12 protein-coding genes are annotated in these 15,801 nt (G+C 52.0%); all 12 read left to right on the forward strand.

Annotated features, from left to right (window positions below; translation table 11 throughout):
• Nucleotides 1-35 precede the first annotated feature (35 nt).
• Nucleotides 36-3,878: a DNA-directed RNA polymerase subunit beta gene (gene rpoB / locus VIS48_11975; protein HEY9166866.1), complete on the forward strand. Its 3,843-nt coding sequence runs from the start codon at nt 36-38 to the stop codon at nt 3,876-3,878.
• Nucleotides 3,879-3,950: 72 nt separating this feature from the next.
• Complete coding sequence (gene rpoC / locus VIS48_11980) at nt 3,951-8,228, forward strand: DNA-directed RNA polymerase subunit beta' (GenBank protein HEY9166867.1); 4,278 nt, start codon at nt 3,951-3,953, stop codon at nt 8,226-8,228.
• 129 nt (nt 8,229-8,357) lie between these two features.
• Nucleotides 8,358-8,738, forward strand: coding sequence for a 30S ribosomal protein S12 (gene rpsL / locus VIS48_11985; protein HEY9166868.1), 381 nt, complete (start codon nt 8,358-8,360; stop codon nt 8,736-8,738).
• A 21-nt stretch (nt 8,739-8,759) separates the two neighbouring features.
• Nucleotides 8,760-9,227, forward strand: coding sequence for a 30S ribosomal protein S7 (gene rpsG / locus VIS48_11990; GenBank protein ID HEY9166869.1), 468 nt, complete (start codon nt 8,760-8,762; stop codon nt 9,225-9,227).
• A gap of 23 nt (nt 9,228-9,250) precedes the next feature.
• Nucleotides 9,251-11,344: an elongation factor G gene (gene fusA / locus VIS48_11995; protein HEY9166870.1), complete on the forward strand. Its 2,094-nt coding sequence runs from the start codon at nt 9,251-9,253 to the stop codon at nt 11,342-11,344.
• 97 nt (nt 11,345-11,441) lie between these two features.
• Nucleotides 11,442-12,656, forward strand: a complete 1,215-nt coding sequence (gene tuf / locus VIS48_12000) for an elongation factor Tu (protein ID HEY9166871.1) — start codon at nt 11,442-11,444, stop codon at nt 12,654-12,656.
• Nucleotides 12,657-12,700: 44 nt separating this feature from the next.
• Nucleotides 12,701-13,009, forward strand: a complete 309-nt coding sequence (gene rpsJ, locus VIS48_12005; protein ID HEY9166872.1) for a 30S ribosomal protein S10 — start codon at nt 12,701-12,703, stop codon at nt 13,007-13,009.
• 53 nt (nt 13,010-13,062) lie between these two features.
• Nucleotides 13,063-13,683: a 50S ribosomal protein L3 gene (gene rplC, locus VIS48_12010; GenBank protein ID HEY9166873.1), complete on the forward strand. Its 621-nt coding sequence runs from the start codon at nt 13,063-13,065 to the stop codon at nt 13,681-13,683.
• Between the two features lie 14 nt (nt 13,684-13,697).
• Nucleotides 13,698-14,333 carry a 50S ribosomal protein L4 gene (gene rplD / locus VIS48_12015; GenBank protein HEY9166874.1) on the forward strand — a complete coding sequence of 212 codons (636 nt, stop codon included), beginning with the start codon at nt 13,698-13,700 and terminating at the stop codon, nt 14,331-14,333.
• Nucleotides 14,333-14,623 carry a 50S ribosomal protein L23 gene (gene rplW / locus VIS48_12020; GenBank protein HEY9166875.1) on the forward strand — a complete coding sequence of 97 codons (291 nt, stop codon included), beginning with the start codon at nt 14,333-14,335 and terminating at the stop codon, nt 14,621-14,623. The genes rplD and rplW overlap by 1 nt, the downstream gene beginning before the upstream one ends.
• 39 nt (nt 14,624-14,662) lie before the next feature.
• A complete protein-coding gene (rplB, locus tag VIS48_12025) occupies nt 14,663-15,490 on the forward strand; it encodes a 50S ribosomal protein L2 (GenBank protein HEY9166876.1) in 828 nt (275 codons plus the stop codon).
• 13 nt (nt 15,491-15,503) lie between these two features.
• The gene (rpsS, locus tag VIS48_12030) at nt 15,504-15,794 is read left to right on the forward strand and encodes a 30S ribosomal protein S19 (protein HEY9166877.1); all 291 of its coding nucleotides are present in this window, start codon (nt 15,504-15,506) and stop codon (nt 15,792-15,794) included.
• Nucleotides 15,795-15,801 lie beyond the last annotated feature (7 nt).

Consider the following 15,801-nt stretch of genomic DNA (forward strand, 5'->3'; position numbering starts at 1 on the left):
TTATCCGAAAATCTTTCTAAAGGAGTATGAATACGTTGAAGAGTCTAAATTCGAATGGGCAGGATGTGAAACGTCTTGACTTCGCAAAGATCCCTCAAAAGGTCGAATACCCTGATTTGTTGAACGTCCAGATCCAGTCGTTCAAGAAGTTCCTCCAGGAGGACATATCCGCGAAGAAGAGAAGACAGACCGGACTCCAGGGAGTGTTCCAGGTTAATTTCCCCGTGTACGACAACAAGGAGCATTTCGCCCTCGAGTTCGTCGAGTACAGTATCGAAAAGCCGAGATACGGCGTTGAAGAGTGTATCGAAAAAGGATTGACGTATTCGGTGACGTTGAAGGCGAAGCTCCGCCTCGCGAGCAAAGACACGAGCCCCAACAAAGAAGGGTATATGGAAGCGAAGGAGCAAGAGGTGTACCTCGGCTCCATTCCGTATATGACCGATCGCGCGACGTTCATCATCAACGGCGCAGAGCGCGTCGTCGTCAGTCAGCTCCATCGCTCTCCGGGTGTGTTCTTCGTTGAGACTGAACACCCGAACGGGGCGCGTATCTGGAGTTCGCGCGTTATCCCGATGAGAGGTGCCTGGCTGGAGTTTACAACTGACATCAATAATATCCTGTGGGTTTATATCGACAGGAAAAAGAAGTTTTATGCGACGACACTTCTGCGTGCCCTCGGGTATGAAAAGAATGAAGATATCCTCGACCTTTTCGGGCAGGTCGAAGAGATAAATGTCGCCAAGGTCGACCTCAGTGAGTATATGGGACGCAGGCTCGTCAACGACGTCGTCGATACGAAAACGGGCGAGATCATTATTAGTACTGCCGACATGTCGCTTGAAGAATTGAAACTCACCGAAGAGTATATCAGCCTTATTGAAAAGGCAAACGTTAAGAAGATTCACCTGTTAAAGACGACTCGCAAGGGTGACGATCCGATTCTTTTCAACACCATTCGCGAAGACTCAACGAGCTCGAGTGAAGGCGCGTTGAAAAAGATTTATGAAGAATTACGTTCGGTCGAAGCTCAGGACGCCGAAACAGCGCGAGGTCTGCTGGAGAAAATGTTTTTCAGCGAGAAGCGCTACGATCTCGGAAGCGTCGGCCGATACAGGATGAACGCAAAACTCTCGCTGGACATCCCGACAACCGTCACGGTGCTCACCAAAGACGACATCGTAGCGATCGTTGACTACATTTTGAAACTGAGGCGCGACGAAGGACAGATCGACGATATCGATCATCTCGGAAACAGACGAGTCAAGACTGTGGGAGAGCAGCTCGAATCGCAGTTCAACCTCGCGTTGACAAGGATGGTCCGCAATGTGAAGGAGCGGATGAATATTCATGATGAAGAGAATTTCACTCCGCAGGGTCTCGTCAATGCGCGCGTGATCACGACAGTCCTCAGCTCGTTCTTCGGGACGAGTCAACTCTCTCAGTTCATGGACCAGACGAACCCGCTGGCGGAGATGACTCACAAGCGCAGGATGAGTGCTCTCGGACCGGGCGGATTGACCCGCGAACGTGCGGGGTTCGAAGTCCGCGATGTGCATTATACTCACTACGGCCGACTGTGCCCCATTGAAACGCCGGAAGGTCCGAATATCGGATTGATTTCTTCTCTGGCAGTTCACGGAAGAGTAAACGATTTCGGTTTCATCGAGACGCCGTATTTCAAAGTGGTGAACGGAATCGCGACAGATGAGATCGTGTTCCTGAGCGCTGCCCAGGAAGATGAATACAAAATCGCGCAGGCGAACACGCCGGTCGATCAAAAGGGAAGAATTACCTCGGAGCGCGTCCGCGCGAGACATCATGGCGACTTCATTCTCGAGAAGCCGTCGGAGATCCATTTCATGGATATTGCGACGAACCAGATCGTCAGTCCTGCGGCCGCCTTAATACCGTTCCTTGAGCACGACGACGCGAACCGCGCACTCATGGGTGCGAACATGCAGCGCCAGGCAGTTCCTCTTATAAAGAACGAAGCGCCCGTCGTTGGTACCGGACTCGAGCGCAAGGTCGCAGTCGATTCGAGAACGCTCGTTGTCGCGGAACACGATGGAGTCGTCCAGTACGTAGATGGAAGCAGGATCGTCGTAAAATATGACATCAACGAGAAGTCGGATGAAGTTATTGCAAGCTTCGAGGATCTGAAAACCGCGGAATACAAACTCAGAAAGTTCTTCCGCACCAACCAGGACACAACGGTCAACCAGAAACCTCTCGTGAAGGTCGGTCAGAGGTTCAAGAAGGGCGAAGTTCTTGCTGACGGATGCTCTACGGAGAACGGAGAGCTCGCACTTGGCAGAAATGTTCTGGTAGCGTTCATGCCTTGGCACGGGTACAATTTTGAAGACGCCGTCATCGTAAGCGAAGAACTCGTCGCTGAAGATGCGTTCACCTCGCTCCATATCCAGTCGCTTGAAACGAGCGTGAGGGACACGAAACGCGGCGAAGAAGAGCTGACAAGAGATATTCCGAACGTCTCTGAAGAAATGACGAAGGATCTTGATGATAACGGGATCGTCCGCGTCGGAGCCGAAGTTATTGAGAACGACATTCTCGTCGGTAAGATCACGCCCAAAGGAGAAACGGATGTGACCCCGGAAGAGAAGCTCCTCCGGGCGATCTTCGGCGACAAAGCAGGCGACGTGAAGGATGCTTCCTTGAAGGCGCCTCCGGGAATGCGCGGAGTCGTCATTGACACAAAACTGTTTTCCAGGAAGAAGAAGGACGCTGAGTCGAAGAAGGAAGAGAAGAAACGTCTCGAGGAAATTGAGAAGTGGCTCAAGACCGTTAAGGGCGAGGTCCAGGAGAAGTTCATCGGCAAACTCACCGAAGTTCTCGAAGAGGAAGTCTCAGCAGGCATCCGCGCAAAAGACGGTTCGGTCGCGATCAGAAGTGGTACCGTCCTGAAGCGGGAGACTTTCCAGAAGTTCGAGGATCTTGAGAAACTCGATTTCACGGAACCGTGGGTTGAGAGTTCCCGTAAGAACAGGCTGATCGAGCAAATCTACAGAAACTATCATGTTCGCGTACTGGATCTTGAAGAAGAGGCACGCCGTGAACGGAATAAAGCAATCACTGGTGATGAGCTTCCTCCGGGTATTGTCCAGCTCGCGAAAGTTTATGTCGCGTCGAAACGCAAATTACAGGTCGGTGACAAGATGGCAGGCCGCCACGGCAACAAAGGAGTTGTCTCGATCGTGGTTCCCAAAGAAGACATGCCGTTCCTTCCCGATGGAACGCCTGTCGGGATGGTGTTGAATCCGCTTGGCGTGCCTTCGCGTATGAACATCGGGCAGCTCTACGAAACTGCGCTTGGATGGGCCGCAGAGAAACTCGGCGTCAAATACGCGTCTCCGATTTTCGACGGCGCGACCTGGGAAGAAGTCCAGGGTGAATTGAGAAAAGCCGGCTTGAATGAGAATTCCAAGACCGTGCTGTACGACGGCAAGGGCGGAGAAACTTTTGCAAACGAGGTGACCGTCGGTTACATGTATATGATGAAGCTCGATCACCTGGTTGAAGACAAGATTCATGCTCGTTCAACCGGCCAGTATTCTCTGATCACTCAACAGCCGCTGGGTGGCAAAGCGCAATTTGGCGGCCAGAGGTTCGGAGAAATGGAAGTCTGGGCTCTCGAAGCATACGGCGCCGCACATGTTCTTCAGGAAATGCTGACCGTCAAGAGCGACGATGTCCCGGGTCGATCGAAGCTGTTCGAGTCCCTGGTGAAGGGAGATAACACTTCCGAACCTGGCGTACCCGAAGCTTTCAGTGTTCTCGTGCGCGAACTTCAGGGACTCGGCCTCGAAGTCAAGGTCATGCACGACGGTGAATTCTCTCGCAGCGACGAGAGGAAGTAAGAAATTTATGATCCCGTACCGCGGGACTTCAATAAAAATTGTCCGAAGGACTCCTTCGGAGGAGGTTATTTGATGCCTAACGCAGATTTTCGCCGGGAACCCCAGTTAAGCCGCAAGGCGATAACGGCAATTCGCATTAGCCTTGCATCTCCCGATTCAATCATCGATCGTTCTCACGGTGAAGTCACGAAACCGGAAACAATCAACTACCGATCCTATCGCCCGGAAAAAGACGGTCTGTTCTGCGAAAAGATATTCGGTCCGGTTAGAGACTGGGAATGTCACTGCGGCAAGTATAAAAAGATACGGTACAAGGGTATCGTATGCGACCGCTGTGGTGTTGAAGTCACCCAGAAAAGCGTTCGTCGTGAGAGGATGGGGCACATCACGCTCGCGACGCCCGTGGTTCACATCTGGTATTTGCGCTCGCTGCCCAGCAAGATCGGCAACCTTCTCGGGATGTCGACAAAAGAACTCGAGAAGATCGTTTACTACGAATCGTACGTAGTGGTACAGCCGGGCGCCGCTGCCGACCTCAAGGCGAAACATCTCATGACCGAGGAGGAGTATTACGAGCTGCTGGAGAAGTATCCGCATAATAATGAGCTGGATGACTCGGACGCGAGAAAGGTTATTGTAAAGATCGGCGGCGAAGCGATTAAGGAAATGCTGAAGCGGGTCGAAGTCGATGAACTAAGCGACTTTCTCAGGACATCGGCTCGGACGGAAAAATCGGAACAAAAGCGAATTGATCTCCTGAAGCGCCTTAAAGTCGCCGAGGCATTCCGCACGCGCGAGGGAGACGAGTTCATCAACAGACCCGACTGGATGGTGCTCGAAGTGATCCCGGTAATTCCGCCGGAGCTGAGGCCGCTCGTACCCCTCGAAGGTGGACGATTCGCCACGAGCGATCTGAACGATCTATATCGCCGGGTGATCATTAGAAACAACAGGTTGAAGCGCCTCATTGACATCAAAGCTCCCGAAGTAATCCTTCGGAACGAAAAGAGAATGCTTCAGGAAGCGGTCGATGCGTTGCTCGACAACAGCCGCCGCATCAGCGCGGTAAATTCAGACAGTCAGCGCGCGCTGAAGTCTCTGTCGGATGTCCTGAAAGGTAAACAGGGGCGGTTCCGTCAGAATCTTCTCGGCAAGCGCGTCGATTACAGTGGAAGATCTGTGATCGTCGTCGGACCTGAACTGAAATTACATCAGTGCGGACTGCCGAAAGATATGGCGGTAGAACTCTTCAAGCCCATGATCATCCGGAAGCTTCTCGAACGGGGCGAGGCGAAAACCGCGAAGACCGCCAGAAGGCTTGTGGATCGAAAAGTATTGGAAGTGTGGGAAGTTCTCCCCTCGATAGTGGAAGGACATCCCGTAATGTTGAACCGCGCGCCGACCCTGCACAGACTCGGCATCCAGGCATTCCAGCCGGTGTTGGTCGATGCAAAAGCGATCAAACTTCATCCTCTGGTCTGCACTGCATTCAACGCCGATTTCGACGGCGACCAGATGGCGGTTCATGTGCCGCTTTCGTTTGAAGCGCAGCTCGAGGCGCGGATACTGATGCTGTCCAGCCACAACCTCCTGTCGCCGGCACACGGGAAGCCGATCGTCCATCCGACGCAGGATATGGTTCTCGGGTTGTACTACCTGACGAAGATTCAAAAGAGTGCAAATGCAACCCCGAAGGTGTTTGCCTCGGTCAACGAGATCAGACTGTCGATCGAATTAAAGAAGAATTCATATCATGAACCGATAAGATTCAAGAAGGGTGGAGAATATATAGACACGACTCCCGGCCGCGTTCTATTCAATGAGATAGTACCGGTCGAACTTGGATTCATAAATGAAGTCTTGACGAAGAGCAAGCTCATCTCCATCATTGCTGAGTCCTACAAGAAGGCCGGTCCGCTTAAGACCGCATTGTTCCTTGACGATCTGAAGGATCTTGGATTTGAAAGCGCGACGGCTGCAGGCCTCTCTATTAACGTCAACGATGTCATCATACCCGACGTCAAGAGGAAATTTATCGAGATTTCCGATCGTGACGTTAAGGAAATTGAAGCAAGCTACGAGGGTGGCTTCATAACTGCTGGCGAACGTTATAACAAGATCATTGATGTGTGGCAGAGAGCGACTAATCTCGTGAGCGACGCGGCGTACAAAACTCTATCCGCCTCGAAGGATGGATTCAACTCGATATGGATGATGTTGGATTCGGGCGCCAGAGGTTCCAAAGACCAGGTAAAGCAGCTCGCTGCGATGCGCGGTCTGATGGCGAAACCGCAGAAGTCGCTCACCGGCCAGGTCGGCGATCTCATCGAGAATCCGATCATCGCGAACTTCCGCGAAGGGTTGTCGATATTGGAATACTTCATCTCTACTCACGGCGCAAGAAAAGGACTAGCCGACACCGCTTTGAAGACCGCCGACGCAGGTTATCTCACTCGCAGGCTTGTGGACGTTTCTCAGGACGTCGTCATCGCGAGCGATGACTGCGGAACGATCCGCGGCATATCCGTGAGCGCTATTAAGGACGGCGAGCGAGTTCAGGAAACTCTGGTCGAACGTATTCTTGGACGAGTCGCACTTTACGATGTCGTCGATCCGCTCTCCAATACCGTGATCTTGAAAGGCGGCGAAGAAATCACGGAAGATCTTGCTGAAAGGATCGCAAACACCGCAATCGACAGCGTCGATATCCGATCGGTATTGACCTGCGAGGCTCCGCGCGGAGTTTGCGCGAGATGCTACGGCCGCAATCTTGCCACCGGAAAGATGGTCGAGATCGGTGACGCGGTCGGGATTATCGCGGCACAGAGTATCGGAGAACCGGGTACACAGCTGACTCTCCGTACGTTCCACACCGGCGGTACCGCAAGCGTCGAGTCGCAGGAATCGAACGTAGTCGCGCCAGCCGAAGGCAGATTGAGATTCGAAAACATGCAGCCGCTTGTCGATTATACCAACCGCACAACCGGCAAACCTGAAAAAGTATTGCTCGGACGTCACGGCGTAATCCAGATTCTTGACAAGGACAATCGCGCCATCAAGAAGATGGACGTTCCACAGGGCGCCCACCTGCTACTCGCCGAGGGCGATACCGTGAGTAAGGGCGACCTCGTGTACCAGTGGGATCCTTACAATACCCTGATACTCACCGAGTTCGGTGGCAAAGTGCGTTGGGTCGACCTGAAAAAGGACATCACTTATCGCGAACAGACCGACGAGCAAACCGGACAGGTCGAGAAAGTCGTCATCGAAAGCGTCGACAAGAATGTGACCCCGTCGATCGAGATTGTCCATGGCAGCAAGATCAAGCGGACATATAACCTTCCGGTCGGGGCGCACATCGTGGTCGAAGATGCCGAGGAGGTTCAGTCCGGCGAAACACTTGCCAAGAAGCCGAAAGAATTGTCGCGCGTACGTGACGTTACCACAGGTCTTCCGAGGGTGCAGGAGCTTTTCGAGGCACGTGCGCCGCAGGATCCTGCAACAGTAAGCGAAATTGACGGCTACGTCGGGTTCGGCGGACAGTCCAGAGGCACGAAAGAAGTCATTGTCACGAGCGCCGACGGAAAAGACAGAAAAACGTACAAGGTCTCTCTGAGACAGCACATCCTGGTACAGGAAAACGATTTCGTGATTGCCGGTGAGCGACTTACTGACGGACCGATCGATCCGCATGACATACTCCGGATCAAAGGTCCGGCTGATGTGCAGAAATACCTGCTCGACGAAATCCAGGAAGTGTATCGTCAGCAAAATGTGACGATTAACGATAAGCACATCGAAGTTATAGTGCGCCAGATGTTCCAGCGTGTTCGTGTCGTCGACGCGGGCGACACGCCGTTCCTCGAAGGCGATATCGTTGACGTTCACAGGATAAGAGAAGAAAACTCGACGATCAGCAAGAAGATCGTTGTCACTGCGAAAGGAGACTCGAAGTACAGAATCGGTCAGATTGTGGAGCGCGCAGTGGTCATGGCCAAGAATCGCGACATGCGACGGGCGAAGAAAAAAGTGACCGAGTTCCGTGACGCGGTCCCTGCAACTGCTGAGGACGTGCTTCTCGGAATCACGTCTGCCGCGTTGTCCACTGACAGTTTTATTTCTGCTGCTTCGTTCCAGGAGACGACAAAGGTCCTCACAGATGCGTCTGTGGAAGGGAAACTGGACAAGCTTATCGGCTTGAAGGAAAACGTCATAATCGGGCAGCTCATCCCCGCAGGAACCGGCTTGAAGAAGTTCCATGACCTCATCCTTACTGACGAGGAGATGCTTGAAAGAGCGGCCGAAGAGCCGGAGGAAGAAGAAGTCTCCAGGCAGAAGGTCGCGTCCTAATAAAGAAGTAAAACAGAGTGGGGAGAACGCTGTTTCTCCCCATTTTTGTGGCAAGTTTTCTTGATTATTTTATAGGCGTCGTTTATATTTAATTCTCTATGATGAAGGCACGTAATTCGGAGGAACAGATTGCCGACAATTAACCAACTGATAAGGCAGGGGAGAGAGAGACTCCTTCTGAAAGGTAAGTCCCCCGCGCTTCAGGGAAACCCGCAAAAGCGAGGTGTATGCACTCGCGTCTACACCACCACACCAAAGAAGCCGAATTCGGCTCTTCGCAAAGTTGCGCGCGTCAGGCTGACTAACGGAATTGAAGTCACGGCCTATATCCCTGGGGAGGGACATAACCTGCAGGAACACTCTATTGTTTTGATAAGAGGCGGCCGTGTGAAAGACCTACCGGGCGTGCGTTACCACATCATAAGAGGCACACTCGATACTGCCGGCGTGGCAGACAGGAAGCAGGGCAGATCGAAGTACGGCGCCAAGAAGCCTAAAGCTTCGGCATAAAACTTACAAGTAGAGTTTAAAATGAGAAAGAAACGCTCTGACAGGCGTCAGGCTTTTCCTGACCCGAAATATAACGACGTGTTTATCGCGAAGTTCGTGAACAACATCATGACTTCGGGTATGAAGCACCGTGCACGCAGAATTATCTACGATGCGTTCGACATCATCGAGCAGAGGACAAAGCAAAATCCTCTCGACGTGTTCCGGAAGGCGCTGAACAATGTTCAGCCGATTATCGAAGTGCGTGCGAGAAGGGTCGGAGGCGCCACGTACCAGGTTCCGAGCGAAGTAAGGCCCGAAAGAAGCCTTGCACTCGGAATGAGATGGCTCATTAGATATTCGCGCGAAAGAAAGGACAAGTCGATGTCCCTGAAACTTGCGGCGGAAATAATCGCGGCGTCGAACGGCGAAGGAAACGCGATTAAGAAACGTGAAGACACACATAAGATGGCGGAAGCTAACAAGGCTTTCGCTCACTATAGATGGTGAGATCGAAAGGCGATAGATAGGTTATGCCCAGAGAGTATCCGTTAGAACGAACACGCAACATCGGGATTATGGCGCACATAGATGCCGGAAAAACTACAACTACCGAGAGAATACTTTTCTATACAGGTAAGACGCACCGGTTAGGCGAGGTCCACGATGGCGCAGCCACCATGGATTACATGGAACAGGAAAAAGAGCGCGGAATAACGATTACCTCCGCGGCCACGACCTGCTTCTGGAGAGACCACAGGATAAATATTATCGACACGCCCGGACATGTTGACTTCACCATCGAAGTCGAGCGATCACTCCGTGTCCTTGATGGTGCGATCGCACTGTTCTGCGCGGTCGGTGGTGTCGAACCCCAATCTGAAACTGTATGGAGACAGGCCGACAAATACGGAGTCCCGAGAATAGCTTTCGTCAACAAGATGGACCGCGTCGGCGCGGACTTCTTTAATGTTCTACAGATGATGCGCGATAGACTCGCCGCGAACCCCGTTCCGATACAGCTCCCGATCGGCGAGGGTGACCTGTTCTCCGGCGTCGTCGACCTCGTTAAAATGAAAGCTGTTATGTACAACGAGTCGAATCTCGGGACGACCTGGGAAGAGTACGATATACCCCATGACCTCCAGAAGATTTCTGCAGAGTATAGAACCAAACTTCTCGAAGCCGTCTCCGACATAGATGACACACTTCTCGTCAAGTATCTCGACGGCAAGGAGATTTCAGAATCCGAAATTATAGCTACGATCAGAAGAGCTACAATAGGACTAAAGATTGTCCCGGTTGCATGCGGCACTGCATTCAAGAACAAAGGTGTGCAGCGTCTAATGGATTGTGTTGTCGATTTCCTCCCGTCACCTCTCGATGTCGGCGTGACTCACGGCCATGACCCGAACGGAAAGCAAATCGAACGCAAACCGTCCGACGAAGAACATTTTTCGGCACTCGCCTTCAAAATTATGACCGATCCGTACGTCGGAAAACTGACGTTCTTCAGAGTATACAGCGGAACACTATCCGGCGGTTCGTACGTGCATAACTCGAGTACCGGCCGGAAGGAAAGAATAGGTCGTATTCTTCGTATGCATGCGAATCATCGCGAAGATATCGACACTGCTTACACAGGAGACATTGCGGCTGCCGTCGGTCTCAAATACACGAAGACGGGCGATACGCTTTGTGAAGAGGACTCGCCGATCGTCCTCGAGAAGATGGAATTCCCCGATCCGGTTATCCATGTCGCGATCGAACCTAAGACGAAGGCTGATCAGGAAAAGCTCGGCGATTCACTCATGAAATTGACGGAAGAAGATCCGACTTTCCGGATGGCTACGAATGAAGAAACAGGTCAGACGATCATCAGCGGTATGGGCGAACTTCATCTTGAGATCATCGTCGATCGTTTGAAACGCGAGTTCAAGGTCGAGGCAAATGTCGGCCGACCGCAAGTCGCATACAAAGAGACTATTAAGAAGAAAGTCACACAGGAAGGAAAGTTCATCAGGCAATCCGGCGGGCACGGTCAGTACGGCCACGTGTGGCTTGAGATCGAACCCAACGAGAAGGGCAAAGGTTACGAATTCACGAACGCCATTGTGGGCGGCGTGATTCCGAAAGAATATATCCCCGCCGTGTCTGAAGGGATTCACGAAGCTCTTCAGAGCGGAGTCCTTGCCGGCTTCCCGGTTGTGGACGTCAAAGTAAAACTGTTCGATGGTTCGTACCATGATGTTGACTCCAGCGAGATGGCGTTCAAGATAGCCGGCAGCATCGGGTTTAAAGACGGTGCGAAAAAGGCAGATCCGGTTCTACTTGAGCCCATCATGGACGTTGAAGTTGTCACCCCCGAGGAATATCTCGGTGATGTAATGGGTGATCTCAACTCACGCCGTGGAAGGATCGAAGGGATCGGATCCCGCAAAGACGCTCAGGTTGTGAAGGCGATGGTTTCGCTTTCAGAGATGTTCGGATATGCGACGTCGTTACGTTCCATGACGCAAGGACGGGCGATCTTCACCATGCAGTTTTCTCATTACGATGAAGTGCCGAAGAGCATTTCGGAACAGATTATCGAAAAAGTAAGAGGCAAAGAGACGGTGGCTGCATGACAAAGGACCTCTCTTCCTTTACGCAGCTGGTTCCGGTTATGGTTCCGGTGGAACTGTTCCGGAGTAACAGTTTGAAAAAATCATAAGGAGAATTTAAATGGCAAAGGAGAAATTTGACCGTAGCAAGCCGCATGTGAACGTCGGCACGATCGGGCACATCGACCATGGCAAGACAACTCTTACCGCGGCGATCACAATGGCGCTGGCAAAGAAAGGATTGGCTTCGATAAGAACTTTTGACAGCATCGATAATGCGCCCGAAGAAAAAGCGCGGGGAATAACCATCGCAACAGCGCACGTCGAGTATTCCACCGCCACCCGTCACTACGCACATGTCGACTGTCCCGGTCACGCCGACTATATAAAGAACATGATCACGGGCGCTGCTCAGATGGACGGCGCTATTCTCGTAGTCGCGGCGAACGACGGACCTATGCCACAGACCAGGGAACACATTCTTCTCGCGTATCAGGTCGGCGTGCCGAAAATTGTCGTTTTCATGAATAAGGTCGATATGGTCGATGACCCCGAGCTTCTCGAGCTTGTTGAAGTAGAAGTCCGCGACCTCCTGAAGAAGTACAATTTCCCCGGCGATGAGATACCGGTTATTCGCGGCAGTGCACTAAAGGCCATGGAAGCGGGCGCCGACCCAAATGCAAAGCCAGACGACCCAAGATTCAAATGCGTCTATGATTTGATGGATGCAGTCGACAGCTACATACCGCTTCCGAAGCGTGATGTCGACAAGCCGTTCCTTATGCCGGTCGAAGACGTATTCACGATCACCGGCCGCGGCACCGTCGGAACCGGCCGTGTCGAGCGCGGAAAAGTGAAAGTTGGTGAGGAAGTGGAGATCATCGGTCTCGGAGCGCACAAGAAAGCGGTTTGCACCGGACTCGAGATGTTCCGCAAAGAACTCGATGAAGGTATGGCCGGCGACAACATCGGCGTTCTTCTACGCGGAGTTGAAAAAGAAGAACTTGAACGCGGAATGGTTATTGCCAAACCCGGCTCGATTACTCCTCACACAAAGTTCATCGCCCAGGTGTACGTGTTGAGCAAAGAAGAAGGCGGCCGTCATACTCCTTTCTTCAAAGGGTATCGCCCGCAGTTCTACTTCAGAACGACTGACGTGACCGGTTCTGCGACAGAATTCCCGGCTGGAACCGAAATGGTTATGCCTGGCGATAACGTCGACAACCTGAGAATCGAACTCATCACTCCCATTGCGATGGAAGAAGGACTTCGTTTTGCTATTCGCGAAGGCGGACATACCGTCGGCGCCGGAGTCGTAACGAAAATTATAGAGTAACTCTACTTTGAACGCTTACAAAAATATGGAAGCGAGGTAAAGCTGTGGCTGGTCAGACTATCAGGATAAAGTTGAAATCCTATGATCATGCTCTGATTGACAAGTCGGCCGAGAAAATCGTGAGGACAATCAAGTCGACCGGCGCCGTAGTGTCCGGCCCGATTCCACTCCCGACAAAGAAGACGATCTACACAGTTCTTCGGTCGCCACATGTCGACAAACGAAGCCGCGAACAATTTGAACTGCGTCAGCACAAGCGCCTGATTTATATCTACAACGCCTCATCCAAATCAGTCGACTCGCTGACGAAACTCGATTTGCCCGCAGGCGTCGATGTGGAAATGAAAGTCTGAACGGTTCAGCTGATGACATTTAATAATCCCCGCGCATACCGGAGTTTAAGATAATGAGTGGCATGCTTGGCAAGAAACTCGGAATGACAAACGTGTTCGATGAGAAGGGCAACTTCATTTCTGTCACCGTCATCGAAGCAGGTCCCTGTCCGATTACTGCAATCAAGACGAAAGAACGCGACGGATATGAAGCGCTTCAGCTCGGATTTGGTGCGAAGCGTGAAAGCCTGTTGAGCAAACCGTTGAAAGGTCATCTTGCAAAGTCCGGCGTCAAGTCGGCAAGAATTCTCGGTGAATTCGACGGCTTCGAGATTTCCGCCTACAAAGCCGGTGATGTGGTGAGCGTAGACAAGGTTTTCGCAGTCGGCGACACTATTTCCGTATCGGGAACCTCGAAGGGTCATGGTTTCCAGGGAGTCGTGAAGCGCCACCACTTTGGCGGCGGCGCGGTGACTCACGGTCAAAGCGACAGGACCCGTGCGCCGGGATCGGTCGGAAGCTCGTCCTACCCGTCGAGATCATTTAAGGGTCAGCGCATGGCCGGCAGAATGGGCGGCAAGCGCTCAACTGTGAAGAACCTGAAAGTTGTCCGCTTGATCCCGGATTCAAATCTGATCCTCGTCGAAGGCTCGGTGCCAGGACCGACCAACGGCTTTCTGGAAATCTGGAAGTGAATGAGGTCGACAAGATGCAATTAGATATTCTGAAAATCGACGGCACAAAGACAGGTGAGAAGGTGGAGCTATCCCCGGCCGTATTCGAAATCGTGCCGAATGATCAGGCAATCTACCACGCAGTGACCGCCTACCTCGCGCACGCACGCCAGGGAACTCATAAGACGAAAACCCGTGCCGAAGTCAGCGGCGGAGGAAAGAAACCCTGGAAGCAAAAACACACCGGCAGGGCGAGAAGCGGATCCATCAGGAACCCGCTTTGGGTCGGCGGCGGAACAATTCAGGGTCCGGTGCCGCACGAGTACAACCTCAAGGTCAATGACAAGGTGAAGACGCTGGCCAAGAAATCGGCACTCACATACAAAGCTAAAGACAGCTGTATCATGGTGGTCGAGGATTTTACCCTCAACGAATCGAAAACAAAAAGAGTGGTCGAGATTCTAAACTCGCTGGGATTAAAAGGTAAAAAAGTCCTGATGCTTCTCCCGAAGAATGACAAAACCATTTACGTCTCCAGCAGGAACCTTCCGAAGGTTTTTGTGAAAGATGCCGTCGGCGCTTCGCCTTACGAATTGCTGAACAACGATTTCATCCTCTTCCAGAAGAGTGCATTGACAGTTTTGCAGGACAAACTGGTCGGAGAAGCATAATGAGTACCCTTATTATAAGGCCGTTGCTGACGGAAAAGAATACGAAGCTGCAGGAGCAGCACCAGTACGTTTTCGAAATCGTAGTCGGATCGAACAAAATAGAAGTGAAGAGAGAAATAGAGAAACGCTTCAACGTAAAAGTGAAGACAGTCCGCACCGCTGTAATGAAAGGTAAGCTGATCGGCTCGCTCACGAGGCGCGGCAGATTTGAAGGCCGGCGTCCGACAAGGAAAAAGGCTATTGTGACCCTTATGGAAGGTTACACGATCGATCTTCTCGGGACCGCGTAGTATTGTTCCGGAAGAATCCAATAGGAAAAGGATTTTGAAATGGGTTTGAAAAAATTAAAACCGATGACGCCCGCGACGCGGTTCTACGTGGTCTCGACATTCGAAGAGGTGACGAAGACAAAGCCGGAGAAATCGCTCATCGTTCCGTTGAAAAGCAGCGGCGGGAGAAATAACCAGGGACGAATCACATCACGTCACCGCGGCGGAGCCCATAAGAAGTTTTATAGAATTATCGATTTCAAGCGGGACAAGGTTGGAATTGACGCGAAAGTCGCCGCCGTAGAATATGATCCCAACAGGAATGCGAGAATTGCACTTCTCCATTACCGTGACGGAGACAAGCGTTACATCATTGCCCCCGACGGACTGAAGGTCGGCGATATTCTCCAGACCGGAGAGGCCGCTGAGATCAAGGTAGGGAACTCGATCCCGCTTAAGAATATTCCCGTCGGCACGACAATCAATAACGTCGAGATGAAAGCCGGCAAAGGTGCACAGCTCGCCAGAAGCGCCGGCAATTCCGCGCAGCTCGTCGCAAAAGAAGGCAACTACGCAACACTCAGGCTTCCTTCCGGCGAGATGAGGATGATAAGGACTGAATGCAAAGCGACCATCGGCGTGGTCAGTAATGCTGAGTACGAGAATATCAGCTGGGGAAAAGCCGGACGACTCCGCTGGCTCGGTGTAAGACCTCAGTCGCGTGGAGTGGTTATGAACCCTGTCGATCACCCGCACGGCGGTGGCGAAGGAAAATCTCCCCAGGGAAATCCTCATCCGGTTTCGCCATGGGGATGGAAGACGAAGGGTAAAAAGACACGAAAGAGAAACAAGCCGTCCAACAAGTATATAGTGAAACGAAAAAGATAACGGTTGAACTAACATGGCGCGTTCGTTAAAAAAAGGTGTGTTCGTCGATCCGAAACTTCTCAAGAAAGTGGAGGATCTGAACAAAAAGAACCAGAAGAAGGTGATCAAAACGTGGGCCCGTGACACGATGATCGTCCCGGATTTTGTGGGGCATACTTTTGCGGTTCATAACGGAAACAAATTCATACCGGTGTACATCATCGAGGCGATGGTTGGGCACAGGCTCGGGGAGTTTGCCGCAACACGCACCTTCAGGACGCATCCCGGTCTCAAATCAGAAAAAGCCGCGACGCCCGCAGAGTAAGGAGCCT

The sequence above is a fragment of the Candidatus Kryptoniota bacterium genome (assembly GCA_036567965.1).
Lineage (GTDB): Bacteria > Bacteroidota > Ignavibacteria > Kryptoniales > JAKASW01 > JAKASW01.